General features: G+C 65.4%; 24 protein-coding genes. 15 read left to right on the forward strand and 9 right to left on the reverse strand.

What is annotated here, in order from left to right; genetic code table 11:
• Nucleotides 1-36: 36 nt before the first annotated feature.
• The gene (locus LG3211_RS24150; RefSeq protein WP_057945078.1) at nt 37-651 is read right to left on the reverse strand and encodes a TetR/AcrR family transcriptional regulator; all 615 of its coding nucleotides are present in this window, start codon (nt 649-651) and stop codon (nt 37-39) included.
• 86 nt (nt 652-737) lie between these two features.
• Here LG3211_RS24150 and LG3211_RS24155 point away from each other — a divergent pair, with 86 nt between their 5' ends.
• From LG3211_RS24155 to LG3211_RS26160, 5 genes are all read left to right on the forward strand, one after another.
• Nucleotides 738-1,895 (forward strand): MBL fold metallo-hydrolase, encoded by a 1,158-nt coding sequence (locus LG3211_RS24155; protein WP_083512815.1) that lies wholly within the window; start codon nt 738-740, stop codon nt 1,893-1,895.
• Between the two features lie 20 nt (nt 1,896-1,915).
• Nucleotides 1,916-2,128 (forward strand): hypothetical protein, encoded by a 213-nt coding sequence (locus LG3211_RS24160; RefSeq protein WP_148649138.1) that lies wholly within the window; start codon nt 1,916-1,918, stop codon nt 2,126-2,128.
• 455 nt (nt 2,129-2,583) lie between these two features.
• Nucleotides 2,584-7,473 (forward strand): RHS repeat-associated core domain-containing protein, encoded by a 4,890-nt coding sequence (locus tag LG3211_RS24165; RefSeq protein ID WP_187313100.1) that lies wholly within the window; start codon nt 2,584-2,586, stop codon nt 7,471-7,473.
• A 2-nt stretch (nt 7,474-7,475) separates the two neighbouring features.
• On the forward strand, nt 7,476-7,838 hold the full coding sequence (locus LG3211_RS26155; RefSeq protein WP_148649139.1) for a DUF7674 family protein: 363 nt from the start codon (nt 7,476-7,478) through the stop codon (nt 7,836-7,838).
• A 216-nt stretch (nt 7,839-8,054) separates the two neighbouring features.
• A complete protein-coding gene (locus tag LG3211_RS26160; protein ID WP_148649140.1) occupies nt 8,055-8,342 on the forward strand; it encodes a DUF6959 family protein in 288 nt (95 codons plus the stop codon).
• Between the two features lie 217 nt (nt 8,343-8,559).
• On the opposite strand, the gene LG3211_RS24170 is transcribed toward LG3211_RS26160, so the two are convergent.
• The 6 genes from LG3211_RS24170 to LG3211_RS26165 form a co-directional block, all read right to left on the reverse strand.
• The gene (locus tag LG3211_RS24170; RefSeq protein WP_148649141.1) at nt 8,560-9,195 is read right to left on the reverse strand and encodes a hypothetical protein; all 636 of its coding nucleotides are present in this window, start codon (nt 9,193-9,195) and stop codon (nt 8,560-8,562) included.
• Complete coding sequence (locus LG3211_RS24175; protein ID WP_148649142.1) at nt 9,185-9,931, reverse strand: hypothetical protein; 747 nt, start codon at nt 9,929-9,931, stop codon at nt 9,185-9,187. The genes LG3211_RS24170 and LG3211_RS24175 overlap by 11 nt, the downstream gene beginning before the upstream one ends.
• Before the next feature lie 113 nt (nt 9,932-10,044).
• Nucleotides 10,045-10,371, reverse strand: coding sequence for a hypothetical protein (locus LG3211_RS24180; RefSeq protein ID WP_057945083.1), 327 nt, complete (start codon nt 10,369-10,371; stop codon nt 10,045-10,047).
• Between the two features lie 6 nt (nt 10,372-10,377).
• Nucleotides 10,378-10,821 (reverse strand): hypothetical protein, encoded by a 444-nt coding sequence (locus LG3211_RS24185; protein WP_148649143.1) that lies wholly within the window; start codon nt 10,819-10,821, stop codon nt 10,378-10,380.
• A gap of 116 nt (nt 10,822-10,937) precedes the next feature.
• Nucleotides 10,938-11,471: an SDR family oxidoreductase gene (locus tag LG3211_RS24190; protein ID WP_148649144.1), complete on the reverse strand. Its 534-nt coding sequence runs from the start codon at nt 11,469-11,471 to the stop codon at nt 10,938-10,940.
• On the reverse strand, nt 11,464-11,667 hold the full coding sequence (locus LG3211_RS26165) for a hypothetical protein (protein WP_148649145.1): 204 nt from the start codon (nt 11,665-11,667) through the stop codon (nt 11,464-11,466). The genes LG3211_RS24190 and LG3211_RS26165 overlap by 8 nt, the downstream gene beginning before the upstream one ends.
• A 359-nt stretch (nt 11,668-12,026) precedes the next feature.
• Here LG3211_RS26165 and LG3211_RS24195 point away from each other — a divergent pair, with 359 nt between their 5' ends.
• The 7 genes from LG3211_RS24195 (at nt 12,027) to LG3211_RS24225 (ending at nt 21,419) form a co-directional block, all read left to right on the forward strand.
• Nucleotides 12,027-12,272, forward strand: a complete 246-nt coding sequence (locus LG3211_RS24195; RefSeq protein ID WP_148649146.1) for a DUF6289 family protein — start codon at nt 12,027-12,029, stop codon at nt 12,270-12,272.
• Nucleotides 12,273-12,464: 192 nt separating this feature from the next.
• Complete coding sequence (locus LG3211_RS24200) at nt 12,465-12,854, forward strand: hypothetical protein (protein WP_057945087.1); 390 nt, start codon at nt 12,465-12,467, stop codon at nt 12,852-12,854.
• 252 nt (nt 12,855-13,106) lie between these two features.
• Entirely contained in the window at nt 13,107-14,948 is a 1,842-nt protein-coding gene (locus LG3211_RS24205; RefSeq protein WP_057945088.1) for a CocE/NonD family hydrolase, read from the forward strand.
• Between the two features lie 378 nt (nt 14,949-15,326).
• Nucleotides 15,327-15,488 carry a hypothetical protein gene (locus tag LG3211_RS26635; protein ID WP_187313101.1) on the forward strand — a complete coding sequence of 54 codons (162 nt, stop codon included), beginning with the start codon at nt 15,327-15,329 and terminating at the stop codon, nt 15,486-15,488.
• A 52-nt stretch (nt 15,489-15,540) separates the two neighbouring features.
• Nucleotides 15,541-18,471 (forward strand): type 2 lanthipeptide synthetase LanM family protein, encoded by a 2,931-nt coding sequence (locus LG3211_RS24215; protein WP_057945090.1) that lies wholly within the window; start codon nt 15,541-15,543, stop codon nt 18,469-18,471.
• Between the two features lie 59 nt (nt 18,472-18,530).
• Nucleotides 18,531-18,866, forward strand: coding sequence for a cupin domain-containing protein (locus LG3211_RS24220; protein WP_057945091.1), 336 nt, complete (start codon nt 18,531-18,533; stop codon nt 18,864-18,866).
• 339 nt (nt 18,867-19,205) lie between these two features.
• Entirely contained in the window at nt 19,206-21,419 is a 2,214-nt protein-coding gene (locus LG3211_RS24225) for a tetratricopeptide repeat protein (protein WP_057945092.1), read from the forward strand.
• Nucleotides 21,420-21,426: 7 nt separating this feature from the next.
• On the opposite strand, the gene LG3211_RS24230 is transcribed toward LG3211_RS24225, so the two are convergent.
• Complete coding sequence (locus LG3211_RS24230) at nt 21,427-21,813, reverse strand: hypothetical protein (protein WP_057945093.1); 387 nt, start codon at nt 21,811-21,813, stop codon at nt 21,427-21,429.
• Nucleotides 21,814-22,169: 356 nt separating this feature from the next.
• On the opposite strand from LG3211_RS24230, the gene LG3211_RS24235 reads away from it, so the two are divergent.
• Nucleotides 22,170-22,766 (forward strand): hypothetical protein, encoded by a 597-nt coding sequence (locus tag LG3211_RS24235; RefSeq protein WP_057945094.1) that lies wholly within the window; start codon nt 22,170-22,172, stop codon nt 22,764-22,766.
• Between the two features lie 4 nt (nt 22,767-22,770).
• Here LG3211_RS24235 and LG3211_RS24240 read toward each other — a convergent pair whose 3' ends face one another.
• On the reverse strand, nt 22,771-23,136 hold the full coding sequence (locus LG3211_RS24240; protein WP_057945095.1) for a hypothetical protein: 366 nt from the start codon (nt 23,134-23,136) through the stop codon (nt 22,771-22,773).
• 205 nt (nt 23,137-23,341) lie between these two features.
• Here LG3211_RS24240 and LG3211_RS24245 point away from each other — a divergent pair, with 205 nt between their 5' ends.
• Together LG3211_RS24245 and LG3211_RS24250 are read left to right on the forward strand one after the other, a co-directional pair.
• Nucleotides 23,342-24,451, forward strand: a complete 1,110-nt coding sequence (locus LG3211_RS24245) for a sensor histidine kinase (RefSeq protein WP_057945715.1) — start codon at nt 23,342-23,344, stop codon at nt 24,449-24,451.
• Entirely contained in the window at nt 24,448-25,227 is a 780-nt protein-coding gene (locus LG3211_RS24250; RefSeq protein ID WP_057945096.1) for a LytR/AlgR family response regulator transcription factor, read from the forward strand. The genes LG3211_RS24245 and LG3211_RS24250 overlap by 4 nt, the downstream gene beginning before the upstream one ends.
• Nucleotides 25,228-25,393 lie beyond the last annotated feature (166 nt).

Consider the following 25,393-nt stretch of genomic DNA (forward strand, 5'->3'; position numbering starts at 1 on the left):
CTTGCCTGATTCATGCCGCTTGCGCGGCCGGCACGCTTACTCGGCCGCGAAGTGCGCCAGAAACATATCGGTGGCGGTGTTCGCTACCTGATCGCGCTGGGCCGCCGTCAACACCGGCTGGCCCATCGTGATCTGCGGCCAGAACGCGAAGCCCTTGATCATGCCCTGCAGCAGCATCGAGGCGAAACGCGGGTCTTGCGTCTTCAGGCGGCCGTCCGCCGCCGCCGCGCGGATCCACACCGTCAGGCCTTCTTCCTTGTCGCCCATGCGCGCGAACATTTCCTGCGCGCGTTCGGGCGAAGGGATGATCGCGGCGATGGCCACGCGCACCAGCTCGATGAAATCCTCGTCGTGCAGCAACCGCAGCTTTTGCTGCACGAGTTCGAGCAACTGCGGCCGCAGCGGCCGGTCCGGCCGGTAGGCCAACTCCGGCGACGCCACGGCGCGCTGCAGCAACTGCTGGAGGATTTGCGCGAACAACGCGTCCTTGCTCGGGAAGTGGTTGTAGACGGTGCGCTTGGAGACGCCGGCGCTGGCCGCGACGCGGTCCATGCTGGTGGCGTCGTAGCCGGCCTGGCGAAACTCGGCCACGGCCGCCTCGAGGATGGCGGCGCGCTTGCGGTCGGTCAGGCGGGGGGCGGGAGCGGTCATGGGCGACAGGTTACACCGATGGGTTTACTTTCTCAAAAAGTACACTACACTGGGCAGTGTAATTATTCAGACAGCCTGATCGGCCCATGCCTCGAGCCTCCCGCCTGCGCCGAATCAGCCTGCTAACCGGAGCCCTGATCGTGACTGCCTGCCTGTTTTCCGCCGCCAAGCCCCACCTGCCCGTCGCCGGGTACGCCGCCTCGCCGCAGTTCACGGACGGACGCTTCCGCAACCCCAATCCGCGCCCGGCCGCCGGGTTCTTGAAGATGCTGCGGATCATCGGCGACGCGCTGTGGAACAAGCCGGCCGACACCGTTCCGGCCGCCGCGCCGCCGGTGCTGGCGCTCACCCCGGAGCAACTGGCGCAGGCGCCGGACCACAGCCTGTTCCGCCTGGGGCACTCGACGATGCTGATCAAGCTGCGCGGCGGTTGGTGGATCACCGACCCGGTGTTCGCCGAACGCGCCTCGCCGGTGCAATGGATCGGGCCCAAGCGTTTCCACGCGCCGCCGATCGCGCTCGCCGACCTGCCGCGGTTGCGCGGCGTGATCCTGTCGCACGATCACTTCGATCACCTCGACTACGATACCGTGCTGCAACTGGCGAAGACGGCCGAAGTGTTTCTCACCCCGCTGGGCGTGGGCGACCGGCTGATCGCCTGGGGCGTCGACGCGGACAAGGTGCGGCAGTTCGATTGGTGGGAAGGCGCCACCATCGACGGCGTGCGCTTCGTCGCGACCCCGGCGCAGCACTTTTCCGGCCGCGGCCTGTTCGACAGCGACAAGACGCTGTGGGCGTCGTGGACCATCGTCGATGAACCGCGAACCGGGCCGTCGCTGCGACTGTTCTTCAGCGGCGACACCGGCTACTTCGACGGCTTCGCGCAGATCGGACGCCGCTTCGGGCCGTTCGATGTGACGATGCTGGAGACCGGCGCCTACGACGCGAACTGGCCGCACGTGCACATGCAACCGGAGCAGACCGTGCAGGCGCATATCGATCTTCGCGGCCGCTGGCTGCTGCCGATCCACAACGGCACCTTCGACCTGGCGATGCATCCGTGGACCGAACCGTTCGAACGCGTGTCCGCGCTCGCGGCCGAACGCAGCGTCGCCCTGATCACGCCGCGCATGGGCGAACGCGTCGATCTGCATTCCCCGCAGGCGACGACGCCGTGGTGGCGCGAGGCGGACAACACCGAAGCCGCGGACGTGGCCGCGTTCAAGCGGGCGGCGGTGCCATGAGGCTGCGACTGCAGGGCGCGATGGACGCGGAGGCCCGGCGCCGGATCACCGAAGCGGTGCTTCGTGCCGATCTTGGCAGCCGGATCAATTTCGAGCGAGACGCCGAACACGACGCGCAGATCGTGCGCGTCGAGAACTGGCTGACGGTGGCGCAGACGGTCGAAGCGATTACGCGCAATGGTTATGCGGTCGCGGCGATCGTGGATGCGTCCAACGAGGTTCCGGCGATTTAGCCGAGCGCTTGGATGCCTTCGATATTGGGTGCACACACGTGCCACCTGAACGAAGGCATCTTTGCTTCCTGTCACAAGCTGGCTTTGATCACATCCTCGAATTATTCGCATTGACGCGTAGTACCGCGATGCGATACTCGCGGCGAAAACCCGGCGGTCGCTGAGCCGGAGGTGTCGCATCAGGAGCGACCCCAGGCCATCACGATGGTCGAGCCGACATGGAGCACGTGCAAATGGATTTGCCGACGACGGTTGTATCGCCGTTCTCGCAACGCGCGGACGCGCTTGAAGCCCGCGACTTTTCTATAGCGATCCCGGCGATCGCTCGTTCTGTTCGTCTTTCACCGATGCCCGGCGCGCTCCCGCCCCGGGCGCCTCACCGTGCGTGTTGAGTATTGCGGAAAACTCCCCCTTTCCGACTTAGGGAATTAAACATGTTCACAAGGATTCGTAACATGACGCCTAGACCTGATCCCATCGGTACGCGACGAATACCCAATTGGCTCCGACGCGCCGCTTGCCTGGGTCTGCTGGCATGCAGCGCCGGTGCGGTCGCCCAAGAGAGCCAGATCAAATGGGTAGCCACGGCGTTCACCAACCCGCCGCCTACCGAACACAACACGCAGTTGGAGGCAGAGACAGCCATCAAGGCGCTGCCGGGCCCATTTCCCGGGCCTCCCAGTCCATTTCTGGAGATGGATAAGATCAAGGGACAGGGACCGCGAGGCGACGGTACGTCCGAAGTCGTCTACTGGCTGGGACTGGCAGCGCCGTTAGATCCCGACTGGAAGTACCGCCACGTAACCAATCCCGCGACCTTCACCACCGAAGCGCAGATGGTCGCGTCCTTGAAGGCGCAATATGACAGCACCTACACGCGATGCCCGATCAAGGCAACGCTTAGTCCCGCGGGGAACTGGGCAGCCACTTCGCCAGGGTCTGAGGGGCTTGTCGAAGAAAAGACGTTCAATGCCGACTATTACGATGGCTTGAATACGCCAGAGTTCCCATGCACGAAGAAGACCGAGCCATCGATCGCTCAGCGCAGCCGAAGGCAGCAATGCCCGAGCATGTGGACCACGTGGAGCAACGACCGCCAGGCCTGTGTAAACGAAGCTTTTACCGCAACGCTCATCACCAACAAGATTCTTGAATGCGGCGGTGAGCGCGGCAACCCTTGCAACGTCAAGACCGGCGAGAAGGTCGAATATCAGACTGATTTCGACCTGGGCTGGATCGAGCTCACGCGCAGCTATCACTCCGGTATCGCTGTCCGCTCCGGTGGCTTCGGCCCCGGCTGGACTCACTCGCTGGACTTGCGCCTGAGCATCGCTGCGGACACGCTCGGCTTGAGCGGTGGCAATGGCTATCAGGTGCGCTACCCGAAGGTCGGCGATGCCTATGTCGCCGCCGATAACAGCGGCGACCGGGTGGTTGCTTCCGGGACGCAATGGCTGCTGCATCGCGACAGTGACGTGCTGGTCTTCGATGGCAGCGGTCGGCTGATCGAAGAGCGCGCCGGCGACGGCACCGCGTTGGCCTACACCTATAACCCGACCGGTCGCCTGGACAAGGTCACTCACTCGACCGGCCGCTCGCTGCAATTCGTGTACGCGGACGACTCCGGCGACGCCTTGATCACCTCGATCACGGCCGAAGGCGCGACGCTGGCCAGCTATACCTACACCCCGCTTCGTCAGGTCGATACCGTAACCTTCCCCGGCGGCGGCCAGCGCAAGTATCACTACGAGGACAGCCGTTTCCCGCGTCATCTGACCGGCATCACCGTCGAGGACAATAAGCGCTACAACACGTCCGCCTATGACGCCAAAGGCCGTGTGATCTCCAGCCAGCACGACGGCGGCGCCGATGGCATCACCCTGAGTTACCGGCCCGAAGGCGGAACCGTGGTGACCGATTCACTGGGTCAGCAGACCACCTACGGCCTGACCAGTGGCGCCGGCGCATTGCCGCGTCGCATCGGCGACGTCGTGGACGAAAACGGCACCGTCAAGCACATCTATAACGATGAGGCAGCGGATTTCCGCGGCCGCCCGGCCAGCTTGATCGATCGTAAGAACGTCGAGACCAAGTACGCCTACGCCGAAGCCAACGACCCGGTGACCGGCACGCTCGCACGCACCGTGACGGCGACCGAGGCCTTCAATACGCCGCTGCAGCGCGTAAGCACTCAGCGTTTCGACATCGCCAGCAATCGTCCGATCTTGTCGGCGATAGGCAACCGTGAAACCCGCATCGTTCGCAATACGCGCCTGCAACCGGTCACGGTCACGGTGCGCGACACCGTCAGCAACGAAACCCGGGCGGCGACTTACGCGTACTGCGAAGCCGCGGACGTTGCCGCCAGCAACAGCGTCTGCCCGATCCTCGGCTTGCCCAAGTCGGTTGACGGCCCGCGCAGCGATGTCAACGATGTAGTGCGCTTCGAGTACTTCAGCAGCGACGACAGCACCTGCGCCACTCAGCCCGCATTGTGCACCTACCGCAAGGGCGACCTGCGCAAGACCATCGACGCGCTCGGCCGTACCACTGAAGTGCTGGGTTACGACCCGCAGGGCCGTCCGCTGTCGGTGCTCGATCCCAACGGTGTGGTCACCGACTACGAGTATCAATCACGCGGCTGGCTGACCGCCACCAAGGTCCGTGGCGCCGACAACGCAGTGGAAACCGACGATCGCATCACCCGTATCGAGTACGAACCCACCGGTCTGGTCAAGAAAGTGACGCTGCCCGGTAGCGTGTATACGCGTTACACCTACGATGCGGCTCAGCGGTTGACCGACGTCATCGATAATGCCGGCAATACGATCCACTACACCCTGGACTTGGCCGGCAACCGCAAGCAGGAAGACACCAAGACCGCCAGCGGCACGCTCAAGCAGGCGCTCTCACGCGTCTTCAACATCCTGGGTCAGTTGGAGACGCTCAAGGACGCCTCGCAGAATCCCACGGGCTTCCGCTACGACAAGAACGGCAACGCCGATCGAGTCACCGACGCGCTGCTTCGTAAAACCGATCAGTCCTACGATTCGCTCAATCGCCTGAGCGCAACCCTGCAGGACGTCGACGGTTTGAAGGTGCAGACCAAGCTCGAGTACAACGTATTCAATCAGGTCACCAAGGTCACCGATCCCAAGCTGCTCGACACCGTCTACGCCTACAACGGCTTTGGCGACCAGACGAAGCTGACCAGCCCGGACACGGGCGTCACCGACTACACCTACAACCCCGCCGGCCTGCCGGCGACCAAGAAGGACGCCAACGACGCCGCAGCGCATCGCTACACCTACGATGCCTTGAACCGTCCGAAGGCGGTCTTCTACACCGCCGCCGGTCCGGCCGATGTCGAGTACGACTATGACATCGTCAACAGCGTCTGTGCGGCGGGCGAGAACTTCGCCCTGGGCCGTGTCACCGCCATGCGCGCGGAAGGCACCGAGCTGAAGTACTGCTACGACCGCTTCGGACAAGTGGTTCGTAAAGTGCAGACGGTGAACGCCAAGAGCTTCACCCTGCGCTACGCGTACACTGTCGCGGGCGACCTGAGGACCGTGACCTATCCCGATGGCGTCGTGGTGGACTACCTGCGCGATACCCAGGCACGGATCAAGGAAATCGGCGTAAAGCCCCCCGGCATTGCGCGCACGGTGTTGTTGAACAATGCCGCCTACGAACCGTTCGGCCCGGTGGCCGGTTGGACCTACGGCAACGGCCGCACGCTCAGCCGCGGCTACGACCTCGACTATCGCCCGAAGACGATTTTCGACCCCGCCAGCGGCGGCCTGTCGCTGGGCTATGGCTATAACACCGTCGGCGAACTGACCGAGCTGAAGGACGGCCTGCAGAGTGCGTCCCAGGCCAAGTACGACTACGACACCCTCGGCCGCTTGAAGATCACCCGCGACGGCCCGACCGGCACTGCGCTGGAGACCTATGGCTACGACGCCACCGGCAACCGCACCAGCCTGCTGCACGGTGGGATCACCGATACGTATAACTATCCGACCACCAATCATCGCCTGAGCGGCGTTGGTGCGGTCAGCCGCGGCTACGACGCGGTCGGCAATACCATAAGCATCGGCGGCGCCGCGAAAGAGTTCGTCTACAACGCCAACGACCGGATGAAGCAGGTCAAGCAGGGCGGCGTGGTGAAGATGGGCTATCGCTACAACGCCAGGGGCGAGCGGGTCGCTGCGATTACCGGTGATACCGGATCGGTCACGACCTATACGCTTTACGACGAAGCCGGGCATTGGGTCGGCGACTACGACAGCAACGGCACGGCCGTTCAACAGGCTGTCTGGATGGGCGATGCGCCGGTGGGCCTGTTGGTCGGTGCGGGCGCGACCACGTCACTGAAGTATGTGCAGCCCGATCACCTGGGTACGCCGCGTTCTGTTATCGATCCTGCGCGGAACGTCGCTATCTGGACGTGGGATGCAAAAAGCGAGGTGTTCGGCAACAGTCCGCCAAATCAGGATCCGGATCAGGACGGCACCGCATTCGTGTTCAACATGCGGTTCCCGGGGCAGCGGCATGATCCGAACACCGGCTTGAGCTACAACTATTTCCGCGATTATGATCCGGCAAGCGGACGATACATCCAAAGCGATCCGACTGGGCTGGATGGCGGAATCTCGACATACGGTTACGCCAGCCTCGACCCTGCCAGCACGTCTGATCCGAGCGGTCTACGTGGCGTTCGGGTGCGAGGCAACGGCAATGGTGGCTACACCGCACGATTCGATCCAATCAACACCCAGGCCACCGCGACGATCAATCAGATTCAGTCGCTTAATCCAAGCTTCCAGTATCAAACGGTGGGACCCAGAGGGCAAAGCTTTACCCGGCATGACATCAATACGCTCAATCAAATTCAGTTCAACACCCGGGCTGCATTCCAATCGCTATGGCCTAGTAGTTGCCCGGTAAGAAACAGCCGCACAAATGATCAACTCAATCGTGAGATCGCTCGCCGTGAACAAGAGCCAGGTGCAGCAAACCGGACGACTCATGAGGCCTACAAAGACACGCTTCGCGCGGCCATGGGTAAACCTGCCGTCTTCGACCCCTCTTTGGCCAGACTTATTAACCCGCTTTATAGACCAAATGCCACCATCGGAAGTGGGAGTACGGCGGCTGCAGTTCGACAAGAGTTTGCGACTGGTCAACCTGTAGGTGGGGCTTTCCACTCTCAAAAAGCCGCGGACAGTGTCCGGGCGCTTGAGCGATGGCTCTCAAATAATCCCGCTTCTCGGCCTGGTGATAGAGCTGCAGCCGAAAACGTGATTAGAGATATGAACAATGCCCTTGAGGGACGATAGTCATGGAATGCGGACATTTTCTAAGTTTGTTAGTCGCGACATCTGACGGCGTACAAGCAATCTACCAAGAAGTTGTCGATGACTGGCTGCCAGAAGATCCGCCTGTCACAACATTGTTTGCCGCCCTTGGTGACCGCATTGCGGAAGAATTCACTGATGGCGGAGCTGATTCCAATCTTCACATTTTTGCTTTGATTGAACAGGCCATGGAAAACGGCGACGAAAAATTAGCGACTGCCGTGGCAACAGGCCTTATTGAAGCAATGGTGGCTCGGGCCGTGCAAAGCGAGAATCAGTGGAAGCAGATGGCGCCGCTACTAGGACCGCGATCGCTGCATCATGCGGAGAGCTGGCTATCCACGTGAGTTAGTACATTCTGGCCCTTGCGGGATTCCGCCTTACTATAGGCCATCATAGGCTGCCAGTTTTCCATCCAGTTTCGATGGCCCGCTCAGGTCCTTTTGATAGTCACAGCCGAATGAACAAGGGCCCCGAAAGGGCCCTTGTTCGCAAGATTATGAGTGATAGAAAGCCCCGACAGCAGGGCGTTTTTTGCTCAGATAACGCCATGGATAGTTTCAATGAGCAGAAGAAATAAGGAAAATCTGGTCATGCAAGCCGATCTCTTGAGCCCGCCGATTAACTATGCAGTCGTACAGCTGCCGGAAAGAAAATTTCCCGGCGTCGTTGTGCAAGGCGATACACTGCACATACTGCAAAAGCAAGCAGTGCAAATGGGACAACTGCTCAGCGCGATGGATCTCGCGGAGTTAGCAATTGAAATTGAAGACCTGAAAGAGCAACTCTCTGATGCGCTGGCACACTTCGAGCGAGTTTGCGGGGATCGAGGCATCGCTTTACCGTATTAGCAGCGTCCGTAGTTTGTATTCCATAAGAGCCGTATCTGCGGCCCTTATTTCATCTGGCGCCAATCGCAGAATCGTAAGGCACGAACCACACAACCTCTTCACCGATCCACTCATTGATGCGTCGGAGCCCGGTCTGCAGCAGAAATTCGTTTCGCGCGAACACTCCGGCGATCGAAAGAGATACCTGGCACTGCCACAACGCAAACAGCAAACGAGCTCAAACCTCGTAAACCCGCGCTGGCAAGCGCGAAGCCAACGGCGACCCCAGTCCAAACGCCGCATACACGCGTTGAGCCAAGCGCTGGCGTTGAGTAGTCCACCCCAACCGCCACAGCGCACGGCCGATCGCATACGACAGCACAACCATCGCAATGCCGATTGCACAAACGCCCGCGCAGATCAGCATTGGACTCCAATCCGCTCCGACGAACAGGCTGATGACGCCGAGCAGCAACGTCGTCGTCAGCGCCAGCATCCCCAGCACTTGCACCATGTCCCGCAGCCAGCGTGCGGTGAAGGTGGTCATGGCGCGGTCGGAGAAACGGATGCGAAAGATCCCGTGGGCGAGGTAGACGCGGCCGTCTTCGAGATTGCGCAGCGCATAGACCAGCCCTTCCTCGCGCGGCATGTTCCCGTACCAATGGGCAATCACTTCGACGCGGTCGCCGGCGGCGAGGAACGGCGCGGTGCTGCCGATGCCGCGCAAGCTGTAGAACACCAAGCTGCGTTCGCCGAACGAGAAGCGGTAGGCATTGAAGCCCAGGCGCTGGCCGGCACTGGTTTCGGTCTTCATCACCTCAAGGCCTTCCAGCACGCCTTGCAATTGCATCAACTCGAGCGGCTTAGCGTCCACGACGTGCTCCGCGTTTGCGGCCGCGACCGGGCAGCGCACGGCGAACCGGGAACGGGTCGATGTCCTCGCGCTCGTCCTCGTCCGGATCGTCGGGCTCGTATGCGGGCTCGGATGGCGCGGGACGCTCGCTCGCCTGCGCGCGGGCTCGGCGCAAGCCGGCTTCCGAGGCCAGGATTGCGTCGCCGGCGCGGTAGTTTTCGAGCAATGTCGCGACATGCTCATACAGCACGGTCCCGGTCATCACGGTCGCCACGATCGAGATGACCAGCAGCACGATCCAGAAAACGATGAACCCGGAGAGCTCTCCGATCATCAGCCAGAGCGAAGCCACCGCGACGGCGCAGGCGATAAGGAACGCCGGCAGCCAGCGCTGGCAACCCTCCAGGGCTTGATCGATCGAATGCGAACGTTGAGGCGGCATCATGGCCAGCGTGCCGCCATCCGCGACGACCCAATGAACCCAGTCGTCGTCGTCATGGGTCGCGATCAGACCCAGGGTCACAGGCGCGGCCAGCGCGATCATCGCCTCCAACGCGGCCAGGCTGCGCGCCGGTTCTCCGGCCACGTCCTGCCCTCGCACCTGCACGCGGCCGTACAACGGGCGAGGCGGATCTTCGGCCGCGGCGGTCTCGTCGATCCAGTCCAGGCAATAGCGCCCCTCATCCTCGGGGACGGCGACGCGAAGCCGGGCGATGCGGCCGCGGCGGGTCCGTGCGTGAGTGAGTCGAGGCGACAAGGCGAGTCCAATCCATGGCAGGCCGGCAGGATAACAAGCACCTGCGCGTTGGAGGAGGCGCTTGAACTATCGCGGCCGCCTCGTGGCGTTTCGGCCGGGATTAACTCAAGACCTCATTTGACGAATCGCATGTCCAACAGTTCCCCGGTCTTCGCCTCTACCTCGAGCAGATAGCCTTCCGAGATGTAGAAGCTCAGCGGCTCCTCGCCCGAGATGCTGTACATGGTCAGATGGTCTTCCTGCCTCGGAAAATGCGGCAGATCGATATCGCGCCAAAGCGTTCGTCTATCCATGTCCAGGGCAACGATGGAAGGCAGTCCCTCGCGCGGGAAAAACGTCACGATGACCGTACCGTCTATAAGCGCCGCAGTGTGGATGTCGCGTTCGAAGTCCCATTGCTCGCCATTGACGACGATGGTGGTTTTGATGGGGAGCCTCATGGCGCATCAACCCTGGTTCACCGAGGGCGTTCTGCGAAACAGGGAAACCACCCCATCCAGCACCAGCGCCACCGAAATGAAGGTGAGCAGCACCAGCCCGGAAAAGATCACTCCCATCATCGTCAGCGCCCAGGACATCAGGCCCGCTTCTTCTCCGACGCCGAATATGCCCTTTATCAGCAGGCAGACCAGAAGCGGAACGAATTCGATGAACAGATAAGCCAGCACGCCACGGCGCACCGCCTTGCAAAGCCGCGGCCGCCAGGCGGGACGCAGCCACGCCGCTACCGGCAACACAAGCAGGAGAATGATCCAGGGACCCCACAGCAGGGACAGCGGCAGCTCGCTGCTGCCGGTCGCGCCGAACTGCGCCTGCGACGCGCCGATGCCGCCCATGAGCCCCAACCAGAGTGCTGCGATCCGTGCGCAGCGCCGATATTGATCGTTCAAACTGGAATCCTTTCGATGTATGGCTGGCAGAACCCGCGGGCCGGCACGCCTCGTGTCGGCCCCTGCGCGGCATCAGGCAACCCGCATATTGTCGCACCGCGGCGGTTGCGTTGTGCTTATGGCCGCACCACCGCGGCTCCCGGCGCCACCGCGAATACCAACCACGCCTGATCGCGCAATGGAGCGGACGTGACCACGATTTCGCAGTCGCCGAACGAGGCGCGCTCGTAGTTGGGGACGGCTTTGCGATAGCTCTGCTCGCCTTTGGGCACGAGCGATGGCGCCGTCGAGGAAAGCAGCACCCGGTTGCCGCCGCTGTTGTGGTCGGACAGCGCCGTCACCGCCGGATACCGGCACAGCGCGAAGGACGCGCCCTCGCGCACGGCGAAGGTCGATTTGTCCGCATCGAGCCAGACCAGATCGCCGGCCGGCGGCGTCTGCAGCTTGCCGAAGGCGTCGATCGCTTTGTCCGCCATTTCGATCATCTGCTCATCGCGCTTCAACTGCGCCGCCAACAAATCGTCGCGGTTCGGCGACGGCATGGCTTCTGGCGGCTGGCCGGTCTGTCGCGTGCGCTCGCCGGCTTGCACGCCACCGGCCGCCGCCACTGCGATCAGCACGGTTGCGAATGTAAGAATCGTTTTATTCATTGGTGAATCGCCTCAGCTTGTACGGCTTGGTGCAGTCGATACCGGCGTCGCGCGGGCGGTTCCCGCCGGCGTTCTCCAGCGATCGGCCCGGATCCGGGAGATGGCCGACCGCCGGCATCGCCGACGCGTCCGGACCCGGCGCGTTCGCGCCACCCATCGCAGCCGCCTGTTTAGGTGGTTTCTTGATCGCGGTCAAAGTATCTGTCCGTCAAATCCCTTGATGCGACTATGAATTCGTGTGAGCCTGAAATCGTGCCAGGACGCGCATGTCTTATTCTGCGCTGCGTTTGCATGCAGCGCATTGCTCGCGAGAGCCTTATCCAACCAGCCCCACATCGCGCGGGCAATCCGCGGGACCGCTGCACAGTAACGCCCGAGCCAACCCAAGCAACGCTGTCCGCGGGACCGGACGCGTGGATACGTTTTCCTGGACACGTCGAAGCACCGCCACGTCTGTAAGGCGATTCTTGTCTCCGGCCGCTCCATCGCGGACGCAAGAACCCCGACAGATCCTCGTTGTGAGCGCCTCAAGCCGGGCCAAGCCCGGATTGGGGAATGAATCGCAAGACAGTCAAGGAGAGGATGACGATGCACAACATCAAGTTGATCGTACTGGGAACCTTGTTGGCGATTTCCGCCGGTGCCGGCACGACGGCCAACGCCGCGGGCTGTTACTGCTCGGTGGTTTACTACGACGCGGCCGGCACGGTGGTCGGCATACGCCAGCCAGCCGGATGCGGCGATCCGGGTTGGGGCATCGTGACGACCAGGTCGAAGGCCTACGCCGGCTGCATCATGTAACGGCAACGCTCGCGGACGAAGCCGCCCGACTTATTCGGGCGGCTTCGTTTTTTTGAATTGCGCGTCTCCCATCCGAAGTGGCGGTTTTCTGCCCGCAATGCCAGTGATGCGCCGTAGTTGTCCATTGACGATATGCCGCGACCTGTCAAGAATCCGTGCCATCCCTCTAGGTGTTCCTCACCGGCGGCCGTTATGACGATGCGCAAGGCACGACTGATCGTGATGCTCGTGGGAATACTGCTGCCGTACGCGGCGCGCCTGCCGCGCGGCCTGCAGTGGCTTGGGCAGTACACGGACGAAAGCATCGGGGCCTGGCTATTTCTCGGCGCCTTCAACGCCATCGCCTGGGGCGCGATCATCGCGGCGAGCTTCCTCTACAAGCGGCCATCGTCGCTATGGGCTCCGGCGCTGTTGGGCTTCGGCTTCCTCGCCTTCGCGCACTACTCGCTGGATCTGGCCGCCGATGCCCAGGCGGCGGTCGCGCTGGTGTTCATGCCGATCTACGCGCTGGTGCCCATCGCGCTCGGCGCGGTCATCGGTTTCTTCGTGGATCGGGCGATGCGGCGGCAGGAAGTCGCGTAAAACGTCGCAGGTTCCGCGAACTCATCGCTCAACGCTGATCTGGATCGGCGCGGCGAGGCGTCGCGCGAATGCCGTCACTTCCGCGTTCCAGCCGGCGGCGACGGGAAAGATTGGGCCTCCCAGCCAGGCGGCGCCGGCCTTGCATGCGCCGATGCCATGTACCGCGATACGCATTCGCGCCCGGATATGACACCCGTCACTCGACAGCCGGTGGCCCCGCGCCAAGGATTGCCCCACGACCGGAGACGACTCATGCAAACACGCCTCATCGCCATCGCACTGCTGAGCGCACTGTGTCTGGCCGAGCCCGCCGCCGCGGAAGAAGGCAAACCCGCGCCGGACGAGGTCGCCTTCCAGTGGAACGTGCGCATTGCGCTGCGCGATGGCGTGAACCTCAGCGCGACGCGCTATCGCCCGCAAGGCCTGAAGTCCGCCACGCCATGCATTTTCGCGATGACGCCGTACATGGCGCAGCGCAATCACGAACGCGCGATGTACTTCGCCAGCCACGGCTACACCTATTACGCGGTGGACGTGCGCGGCCGCGGCAACTCGGAAGGCGAGTTCACCCCGCTGCTGCAGGAAGCCAGGGACGGTCACGACGTGGCCGAATGGCTGGCGAAGCAGACCGAATGCAACGGCAAGGTCGCGATGAGCGGCGGCTCGTACCTGGGCTACAGCCAGTGGGCCGCGGCGAAGGAATTGCCGCCGCACCTGGCCACGATCATTCCGGTGGCCTCGGTCGGGCCGGGCATCGATTTCCCTATCCTCAACAATATTCCCTACACCTACAACATGCAGTGGCTGACCTTCGTCAGCGGCAACGCTTCGCAGGACCGGATCTTCTTCGACGGCGCGTTCTGGGCAGCGCAGTACCGGCGCTGGTATCTGGCGCACGCGCCTTACAAGGAACTCGACGGCTACATCGGCAATCCGTCGCCGACCTTCCAGACCTGGATCGGGCATCCGCACCAGGACGCGTACTGGGACAGCTATCGGCCGACGCCCGAACAGTACGCGAAGATGACCCTGCCGATCCTGAGCATCACCGGTCATTACGACGACGATCAGCCCGGCGCGATGAACTACTACAAGGAACACATGCGCTATGCCGGCGATCGCGCCAAGGCCGCGCATTACCTGATCATCGGCCCGTGGGATCACGCCGGCACCGGCAATCCGCAGGCGGAAATGGGCGGGTTGAAGTTCGCGCCGGCCTCGGTGCTCGACATGGGCGCGCTGCACACCGCGTGGTACGACTGGACGCTCAAGCAAGGCAAGAGGCCCGAGTTCCTGAAAGACAAGGTCGCCTTCTACATGGTCGGCGAAGAGGCCTGGCGCTACGCGCCGTCGCTGCCGGCGGTCACCGCCAGCACCCAGACCTGGTACCTGGATTCGCAGGACGGCCGCGCCAACGACGTATTCGAAGCCGGGCGACTGCGCAGCACGCCCTCGGCCTCGGCCACGCCGGACCGTTACGTCTACGATCCGCTCGATACCAGCGCGCTGCAGTACGAGGACCGGCCGGAGGTGTTCTCGCCGACCTATGCCTTCATCCTCGATCAGCGCGGCACCCAGCTGTCGTCGGGCAAGCAACTGGTCTATCACACGCCGGCGCTGGAACGCGACACCGACATCGCCGGCTTCTTCAAACTATCGGCGTATATCGCAATCGACCAGCCCGACACCGATTTCGCGGCGAAGATCTATGAGGTCAAGTCCGACGGCAGCACCGTGTTCCTGACTCAGGAATTCAAACGCGCGCGCTATCGCGCCAACCTGCGCGAGCCGGTGCCGGTCGTGCCGGGCGCGGTGGAACGCTACGACTTCGACCGTTTCAACTTCACCGCCCGGCGCCTGAGCCAGGGCAGCCGCCTGCGCCTGGTGATCGCGCCGCTCAACAGTATGACCATGCAGAAGAACTACAACAGCGGCGGCGTGGTCGCGGAGGAATCCGGCAAGGACGCGCGCAAGGTCGCGGTGACGCTGTATCACGACACGCAGCGGCCCAGCGCCTTGTACGTGCCGATCGCGGCGAAGTCGTCGGTCGCGGATAAAGGCGCCGGGACCGAGCGCGGCCCGCAATCGCGGTGAAGCCGGCGCGCATCGTGTTCCTGATCGGGCTAGGCCTCGCCGCCGTGGGCGCCGCGGCGTTCTGGCCCAGCCTTGCGCGCGATCGCGAAGGTAAGAATTGAATCCGCATACGCGCCGTCGCGGCATCGACCGACGGCTGCGCGCGCGAGCGCCGCATTCATCCAACCGCGGCTGTACGCATGCGGTCGCGCCACGCGATCTGTGATGCCGCTCGCGGACGCGCATCGTCAACGTGATAAAAAACCCGACTTCCACTTGTTCGCGCATACGGACGGATGCGCGCAACGGCTGCATCGCACACCGTCCACACAACGCCACGGGAACCGCCGTCGGCCATCGCCGCCGGGGTTCCATCACATAATGCAACTGGAGAGTTTCATGCCCATGAATGCGGAAATCTCACAGGACGTACTCGCCCGCCTGCTGATCGAAAGCGTCGGCTCGCCCGATCTGCGCGACGATAAGCTGGTGGACAAGTCCAGCAATCTGCTCAGCCTGTCCTGCGTGTACACCAGCTGCCACAACTGTCAGGGCGGCTGATCGTTCTTCCGGCGGGCTGCGCTGTCAGGCGCAGCCCGCCCGGTATCCCGCCTTGGGCGACAGCGCGATCTTTCCCGGCCCAGACGACGGCATCGACCCGGCGCTGCGGCCCTTGCTGCGCTGGGCCGAGCCGCTGCTGGCGCCATCGCGCGCGCGTTGCCTGGCGCAATGGCGCGACAGCGCGCGGCAGCATCGCGATGCGTTGGACTTCGAACGCCTGCGGCCATGCATCGACGCCGCCTTCGCCGCGCCGGCCCTGGCCTGGAGCAGCCGCAGCCTGCTGCTGGAACTGGCCATCGCCCGCCATCAGCGCGCCTTGTCCGGCGCGACGCCGCGGCAGCGCCACGACGAATTCCTGGACTGGATCGACAGCGCCGCCGGTCGGCAGGCGCTGGATCAGCGCTATCCGTTGCTGGGCGAGGACATCGTCCTGCATGCGACGCAGACCGAAAAGGTTCTGACTGCCTTCCTGCGGCGTTACCTCGATGAGCGTGCGCTGCTGGCGCCGTTGTTCGCCGCCGGCGATGATCCCGGCCGTCTGCGCGGCTTCGCCAGCGGACTCGGCGATCGTCACGATCACGGCGGCAGCGTGATCCAGTTGCAGTTCGAACGCGGCCGCGCGCTGTACAAGCCGCGTTCGCTGGCGATGGACGCAGCCTATGCGCGCTTCCTGGCCGATCTGCGCGCACATGGCGTAACGCCGGATCAGCGCGCCGCCCTGAGCATGGATCGCGGCAGTCACGGCTACGCGGAGTGGATCGCGCATTCGCCGCTCGCCGACGACGGCGCCGCCTCGCGTTACTACCGCCGCTATGGCGGTCTGGTCGCCATCGCCTATGTGCTGGGCTGCACCGATCTGCATCTGGAGAATCTGATCGCCGGCGGGGAATACCCGGTGGTGATCGACCTGGAAACCGTGTTCCAGCCGTGGATGAATCGCGGCGGCCAGCCGCGCGCGAGCGGGCCGTACGCGCCGTCGGTGTTGTTTTCCGGATTGCTGCCGTCGGATCGCAACGATCCCGACGCGCACGACACCAGCGCGCTGGCCTGGGCCGAGCAACGCTATCGCACGCGCCGCGCAACCGGCGCCGGCAGCGATGAACTGCGCCTGGCGCCGACCGACGCGACCACCCAGGCCGGCGCCAACCTGCCGCGGCATCGCGACGGCCGCCGCGTCGCGTCGCACGAACACACGCAGGCGGTGCTCGACGGCTTCGAAGAAACCTATCGCGGCCTGTTGCGGATGAAACCGGCGCTGCGCGACAGCGCCGGCCCGCTGACAACCTTCGCCGGCCTGGACACCCGCGCCCTGCTGCGCTCCACTCACATCTATGCGCGGCTGCTCGACGCCTTGTCGCATCCGCAGTACCTGCGCTCGGCCGCCGAGCGCGAACAGGTGCTGGAGCGTCTGGAGGTCGGCAGCCGCGACTGGCCGTTCCTGGCCCGCACCCAGGCCGCCGAACGCGCCGCGTTGCTGCGCGGCGACGTGCCGCGCTTCAACATCGCCATCGACGGCACCGGCGTGCACGACAGCGACGGCCATCGCATCGAGGCGGTGTTCGGGCGCAGCGGCCGCGATGAAGTGCGGCGGCGCGTGCGCCTGCTGTCGGCGCGAGATCTGCACCGGCAGCGCTATGCCTTGGCGCAATCGCTTGAAAGCATCCGGCCGTGGCCGGCGATCGTCGCCGATGCCGCGACGGCGCCGCTCGTATCGTCTCGCGCAGATGCCGGCGCGCGTATCGATGACGATGCCGACCGTGCGAACCGCCGCGTCCTGCTAGACACCGCCGTCGCACTCGGCGATGAAGTGCTGCGACTGGCGTTTCGCGGTCGCGGCGAGATCGCCTGGTTCCAACCCGAATACCGCAATCGCCCCGAGCCTTCCATCGCACCGATGGGGCTGACGCTGTACGAAGGCGTGCCCGGCACGATGCTGATGCTGGCCGAACTGGGCGTGCAGACCGGACAGGCGCGTTTCACCCGCGCCGCCGAGGCCGCGTTGGCCGCATGCCGGCGGCAGCTGCGCGAAGACCCTCGCGCGCTGGCGGCGATCGGGCCGTGGTCGGGCCTGAGCGGATGGATCTACGCGCTGCTGGTGCTGGGCTTGCGTTGGCGGCGCCCGGAGTTGCTCGACGAAGCCGGCGCGTGGTTGCCGCATATCGCCGAACGCATCGAACAAGATCGCGACCTCGATTTGATCAGCGGCGCCGCCGGTTGCCTGCTGGCGCTGACGCAGTTGCAGCGTCACCGCCCCGATGCCGATACGCGCGCCGCGGCGATGGCCTGCGCCGCGCATCTGGCCGCCCATGCGCAAGGCGACGCCGACGAAGCCTGGTGGCTGTGCCCGGCCTCGCCCGAACGCGGCCTCACCGGCTTCGCCCACGGCACCGCCGGTATCGCCGCCGCACTGGCGCGCCATGCGCAACTCAACGACGACGGCGCCGCGTTGCGACTCGCCCGGCGCGCGCTGCGCTACGAGCGCGCCTCGTTCGAACGCCGCGGCCGGCGCTGGTACGACCAGTTCGCCGATCTCGATCCGGCCGCCGGCGAGGAACCGCGCGAAGACATCCATTCGTGGTGCCACGGCGCGCCGGGTGTCGGTCTGGCGCGCCTGCTGCTGCCTTCGGTGCTGCGCGATGGCGACTGGGATCGCGACCTGTCGGGTTGCGTCGCCGGCACCCGCGCGCACGGACTGAGCGGCGGCGATTGCCTGTGCCATGGGCAGGCCGGCAATCTCGATTTGCTGCTGCAGCACGGGCTGGAGTCGTCGCCGACGCAAGGCGGCAGCGACGCCATCGCGCACTGCCGCGCGCTCGGCGCGGCCTGGGCCGGACGCACTCATCCGCAGTGGCGCTGCGGGGGACGCTCGGCACAGGAACGGCCGCTGGGATTGATGGTCGGGCTGTCGGGCATCGCCTATGCCTGCCTGCGGTTGCGCGATCCCGCCGGCGCGCCGTCGTTGTTGAGTCTTGCGACCGACTAAGCTGACGCAGCGGGTCCCGATCCGATACAAGAGTTCATCCTCCGCAGATCGGCGTTCACATGCAGACCGGAAACCTGTTCATCGACGCGGACGCGCCCGCCGAGGGCGAGCGCTTCGAAGCCCTGCTCAGCCACAAGAACCTGGTCGTGGAACGCATCATCAGTTCCTCCGCGGCGGTGCCGACCGAATACGTGCAGCCGCAGGACGAATGGGTCGCGCTGCTGCAAGGCGCAGCGACGATCGAAGTCGCCGGCGAAAGCGTCGAACTGCGCGCCGGCGGCTATCTGTTCCTGCCCGCCGGCACGCCGCATACGGTGCGGCGCGTTTCGCAGGGCGCGCTATGGCTGGCGATCCATCTGCATCCGCCGGCGCCCCCGGATACGCGCGAGGCCTGAGCGTTCACCGGCGTTATTCCGGTACGGCGTCCAGCACTTTCATCACATCAGGCCGCTGTTGGTTGCGCGGCCGGGACTGCTAAGCTCGCCCATGCGACCGAACGAACGAGGCTTTTTGCTTGGCGGACACGAGCGCAGCTGCGCGCCTTTGGCGACCGCGATCGCGGCGGTCGGACACCGCCCGCGGTTTCGCCGCCGGCAACCACGCGAGGCGCCACGCCATGGCGCGATGCGGTCGCACGGCCGCAAGCGGCGAACACCCGAAGCAAGCGCGCACGACAACGTCCGCGCGACCACGCCGCCGTTCAACTTGTGCATGGGTCGGATAAGGATGGTCTGATGCGTTGGTTCTGTTTTGCTTCGCCTCTTCGCCGCGACGCCGCCAGGCAGCGACATGTCGCCGCCTGGGCGCTGTGGGCCGTGCTGGCGGCAGGCGGGATATCCTCGGCGCACGGAGAAACCGGCGGCTGCGCCGCGTCCACGCCGGCGCGCGGCCTGCCGCAACCGGTGCTGTGTCTGCAACGGGCGAAGATCGACGCCGGCGACGAGGCGCCCAACGCGCTGTTCGCGCGGGCGAAGGCGCAGCTGGAAGCCGGGCATCTGGAAGAGGCCGAGCGTTCGCTCGATTGCGCCGACGCCGTCATCGGCGAGGACGGCGACGCGCGGCTGCGCTACGAACTGGTGCGGCGGCGCGGCATCCTGGATTTCCGCCGCGAATGGATTCCGCAGGCGTTGTCGCGCTTCGAATGCGCGGTGACGCTGTCCACCGCGCTGGGCGATCGCGCCGCCACCGCGCGCGATCTGAGCAATCTCGGCGCGGCGCTGCGTCGGCTCGGCGATTTCCGCGGCGCCCTGCGCAGCCTGACCGCCAGCCTCGACATCCAGCGCGGCACGGGCCAAGTCTCCGGCGCGGTGCTGAACAACATCGCCGACGTGTATCGCGAACTCAGACAGACCGACACCGCGATGCGTTACTACCACGACGCGCTGGCCTTCTATCGCGGCAAGGGCGAGCCGATCGAAGCGGCGCACGTGCTGGAAACGATGGCCGAGGTCGCACTCGACACCGGCGACGCGCGTCAGGCCTCGGCCTGGCTGCAGGAAGCGCTGGCCGCGTACCGCACCGGCGGCAACCGGGTGTATGAGTTGCGGGTCCACGACGGCCTGACCCGGGTGGCGCTGGCGCAGGGCGATATCGCCCAGGCCCAGCGCTGGACCGCCGGCGCTCTGGCCCTGGCCGACACCTGGAAACTGCCGCTGCCGCCCGCGCTGCAATTGCAGATCGCCCGCACCGCGCAGCTGTCCGGCCGCACCGCCGCCGCGGCGACGCGTCTGCGCGAAGCGCTGGCGTCGGTGCCCGCAGGCGATCCCATGCGGGTGTCGTTGCTGGAACAGTTGGCGACCGCGCAGGAGCGCGCCGGCGATGCGGTCGCGGCCAACGCCACCTTGCGCGACGCGCACGCGAAGGCGATCGCCCTGGCCGACGCGCAGCACGACCGCCAGCTGGACTGGCTGCGGGTACGCTTCGAATCGGCCGAACAGCAGCGCACCATCGCCGCGCTGGAAAGCGAGAACCGTCTGCGCCGCGCCGAGTTCCGCCAACGCACGCTGCTGCTGTGGTTCGCGATCGCGGTGGCGGTGGCGGCGATGCTGGGCTTCTGGCTGCTGCAGCAGCGGCGGCGCCAGCGCGAAGGCTTGCGCGAGCAAGCGCGGCGGGTCCGCTATGAGGAAGAGCTGGCGCGTTATCGTCGCGAAGCCGATGCGCTGGCCGAAGACCGCAGCCTGCTGCAGGCCCTGCTCGACAGCCGCGACGACGCGCTGTGCCTGCTCGACGCCGACGGCCAGTTGCTGGCGATAAATAGGGCCGGCCGGCTCTGGCTCGGTTATTCGGACAACGAGGCGTTGGTCGGGCAACCGGTGTCGACGTTCGTCGGCGAGGCCGGCCGCGCCGCCTTGTCGTCGGCGCTGGAGCGCATGGAAGACAGCGCGGCGCAGCGGCTGGAGATCCCCGCCCGCGAAGGCGCGCCGCTGATCGCGAAACTCGAACCGTGGTCGGGCGGCGACGGCCTGGTGCTGCTCGGACCGCTCGATCGCGAACAGGTCGCGGCGCCGGTTATCGCCAGCGCCGACGCCGTCGTCGATGGCCCCGTGAATACTTTCGCCGACACCGACCTCGCCGCCGGCCACGTCCACGAGGCCGGCGACGACAGCGGCGAATCCTCGATGCGCGACGCGTTCCGCCGCACCCTGGTCGAACTCATGCTGGCCTCGGTCGACGCCTGGGAACGCGCCACCGGCACCGGCCGCCTGGAGTTCGCGGAGAAGAGCCGCATCTGGCGGGTCAACATCGACGACGGCCGGCTGCGCGCGCGTGCGCTGGAGCGCTACCTCAGCCTGTCCAAGCTGCCGCGCAATCCGCGCTGGCGCGACGTCCTGCGCTCGGCCTATTTCGTCCTGGGCCGGGGCGAGGAGCTGCCAGCGGAGACGCGCGCGCTCCTGCAATCGCGCGTGGATGCGGTGCTCGCCTACACCCGCCGCGACGCGCTGGTCTGAGCCCGCCTCAATCCGGCTTCGGCGGGCACACCGCGCAGGCACCGCTGACGCCTTCGTCGAGCTTGTAGCGGCTGTGATGTTCCTTGGACTGGTAGCTGTCCGGCCCGGTCATGAACGGCAGCGCGCCCTTCAACGGCGCGACGACAGCGCAGTACGCGAGCATGGTTTCGGTAGCGGTGTGCCACTGATCGTCTTTCTCCACGATTCCGCATTTGGCCATCACCTCGCGCAGTTCCTTACCGTCGAAATCGAACTTGGCGACGATGATCGGCGTTTCCTTCTCCTTGACGCACCAATCCGGCGGAACGACCTCATGGGCCTGAACGGTCAGGGGCGATGCGAGCAGGACACCTATGGCGATGGCGTAAGCAACGAATGCGCGAGACAGGGACATGAGCGATCCGGAAGTAGAGGCGAGGCTCCAGAGTAGGCCGCGCGGCGACCGGGATTCCAGCGCGGTCGCGGGTATAAGCCGGGAATAAATTCCGGCAAGGTCTTGTTTCTTATGGCGGCGTGCGTTTATCCGGCGGGCGCGGGGCGGGTTTCCGAAGGCCATAGTCGAACGCCGCGGAGCCCGCGGCCATCACGCCGGCCCGCGTTCGAAATGCCGCCGCGGCTTCCTGAACGCTCGATGCGATAATCCGCCGACGACAGATCCGTCGATTTTCCTGCGCAGGGCTATTGGTGACGGCTAAACACATCGCGCGATCGCGCCGGCTCAAAGACCGGCTGCGCAGGCGCTACAGGGAATTGTTTACGAAGAAGGGACGCGACCCGCTGTACTGGATCGCGATTCCGCTGCTGACCGTGCTGGTGTTGACCGCCATCGGCAGCGCCGTGCTGGGGCGCGATCTGGCCGGGGTGCAAGGCGGCGTGTGGGGATTTTCCGCGCTGGGCACCCGCGTCGAAATCGTGCTTCTGCAGATTCCCATGCTGGTCTGGATCATGGCGTTCGGCCTGGTCCCGCTGCTGTCGCGGTCGATGATGACGACGCTCGCGGTCTGGTTCGGACTTCCGCTCGCGCTGTGGCTGGGCCACACCGGGATCAACCTCATCCAGGTCGTCAACGTCCGCTTCGACCGCGAGGCCGCGCAGGCAGTTTGCGTTGATGTAGTGCGCACCCGCCATCTGGGCTGCGCGACGCTGGTGTCGAAGAAGGGCAAGAGCCGCCGCTGCGCCAACGTGGCGACGCTGCGCGGATGGCCGTCGCCCGATGCGACGATAGACATCAGCGGCGATTACGCCGACGCCGGTCGCGTGTGTTTTTCCGGGCATCGCGGATTTCTGGCGTTGCCGTGGATCGACGGGATTCGCGCCGCGCCGTCGACTGTTGCCGACGCGAGTTAGGCCCCTACTCCGTCTTCGCCGACCGCGCCCGCTCCTGCGCCGGCAAGGGCTGGATGCGCAGACTGCGATAGCGGCAAACATCGATGGCCGGGTAGATCACCGCGCGCTCGTTGGCGAACACGAAACGGAAATCGTAGCGGCACTCGTCGCCGGCGATCTGCAGCGTGGCCGAATCGCCGCCGCCGTCGAGCGCGGCGCCCAGCGGCTTTTCCGCGAACGCCTCGCTGCCGGCGGCGGCCACCGCGACCGAGGTCAGGCGATCGTGGGCGCGATTGATCAGTTCGAAATAATGCGTGCGCGGCGCCGCCTCGCTGTGGGCGGCGGCGGCGAGCAGGGCAAGGGCGAGAACGGCGGCGAGCGACGGGCGCATGGCAAGGTCTCCGGCTGGAAGAGGGGCGACCGGAGCGCGTCGGGCCCGGTCTGCGCGCCCATCACAGCCGACGCGCAAGCGCGCGAGCCAGGGATCTGGGACGAATCGTCGTTGCGGCGCCACCAATCGTAGTGACCGGCGAAGAAGCTTTGCGCCGCCCCAGGCCGCGCTTAGGATGCTGGGGACTTTGTTCGAGCAGGGCCAGATGAAGATCCAGCTGGGCGACACGCAGATCGGCCTGTTCCGCTACCTCGGCCTGTGGTCGGCGGTGGTGGCGGTGTTCGCGATGCAGGGCTTCGTCCACGACGCATTCTTCGCCGAAGTGTGGTCGCCGTTCGACTACCTGCGCTGGTCGATGATCCAGTGGTACACCTGGGCGGCGCTGGCGCCGCTGGTGTTCCGGCTCGCCGCGCGTTATCCGATCCAGTCGCCCGGGCGTCTGCGCGCGCTGCTCACGCATGTGCTGGCGAGCATGGGCGTGACCCTGGCGGCGGTGGTCATCGGCGCGGCGGTGTCGAGCCTGTTCGAGCCCGGCTCGTTCGCCGACCAGATGCTGCAGTTCATCGGCCGCCACGTCGCCATCGGATTGCTGACGTATTGGACGCTGCTGTTGCTGCAGAATTCCCTGCGCCTGCGCGCCGAGCGCGCGCAGCGCATGCTCGAGGCGAGCCGGCTGGCCACCGAACTGGCGCAGTCGCGGCTGCAGGCGCTCAAGACCCAGCTGCAGCCGCATTTCCTGTTCAACACCCTGCACGCCATCGTGACCTTGCTCGACGAAGACAAGCGCTCGGCCGAGGACATGCTGCTGCGGTTGAGCGAACTGCTGCGCGCGTTCCTGGAAGACTACGACGGGCAGGAAATCAGCCTGCGCCGCGAGCTGGATCTGCTGGACCTGTACCTGGGCATCCAGCGCAACCGCTTCAAGGACCGGCTGACCACGCAGGTGTATGTCGCGCCCGATACGCTGGATTGCGCGGTGCCGAGCCTGCTGCTGCAACCCATCGTCGAGAATGCGATCCGCCACGGCATCGGCCAGCGTGTCGGCGCCGACCGCATCGAGATCGAAAGCCGGCGCGACGGCGACAGCCTGTGCATCGAGGTGCGTAATCGCAACAGCCGCCTGGACAGCGACAGCGCGCCCGCCGGCCACGGCATCGGCCTGTCGAATACGCGCCTGCGGCTGCGCGAACTCTACGGCGAAGCCGCCGAGTTGCGCCTGGACATGATCTGGCCCGAGGGCGTGGTCTGCCGCATCCGCCTGCCGTTGCGCGAGCTGGAGGACGACGACGACATGCCCGAGCACCTGCCGGCATGAGCATCACCGCGCTGGTGGTGGACGATGAGCCGATCGCACGCCACGCGGTGGTGCGGCGGCTGCGCGAAGACCCGCAGATCGAACTGCTGGGCGAATGCGGCGACGGCGTGTCGGCGGTGGCGGCGATCCGCGAACACTCGCCCGATCTGGTGTTCCTGGACATCCAGATGCCGGCGATGACCGGCATGGACGTGGTCGCCACCATCGGCGCGGCGCGCATGCCGGCGACGGTCTTCGTCACCGCCTACGAGCAATACGCGGTGCGCGCGTTCGAAGCCAACGCCGTGGATTATCTGGTCAAGCCGTTCAGCCGCGAGCGCTTCGCCGCCACGCTGCAACGGGCAAAGACGCGGCTGGCGGCCGGCGGCGGCGATGCGCGGATCGCGCAGGCGCTGGAGGCGCTGCGCCAACGCGAGGACTACCTGGACCGATTGCCGGTGCGCGTGGACGAACACGTGATTTTCCTCGACGTGGACGACATCGTCTGGATCAAGGCCAGCGGCAATACCGTGCAGATCCATCTGGCCGATCGCGTGCACGAACTGCGCGACACCATGGCTTCGCTGGCGCAGCGGCTGGACCCGCGCCATTTCGCCCGCATCCATCGCTCGGCGATCGTCAACGTGCGCCGGGTCAAGACGATCCATCCCTGGTTCAACGGCTACCACGTGGTCACGATGGACAACGGCCAGCAATTGCGCATGAGCCGGTATCAGCATCAGACGTTTTTGCGGCTGGCGACGACGCGGCGCGATGGTGCGGGCGAGCACGACTGAACACTGCGCTTGGTTCGAGCAGAAGAGCCGGCAACGGCCTCCGCATCGATCGCCGATATGCGCGGGCGCTGGCCGGTGCCGCTCGCGGCGGGAATCCATCGTTGCCGGGCATGCGGTTCTGCTTGCGATCGCCGCGCTTGCAAGCGCCGGCGGCGCGGCGAGTCCA

Origin of the sequence: Lysobacter gummosus, assembly GCF_001442805.1 — a bacterium.
GTDB lineage: Bacteria > Pseudomonadota > Gammaproteobacteria > Xanthomonadales > Xanthomonadaceae > Lysobacter > Lysobacter gummosus.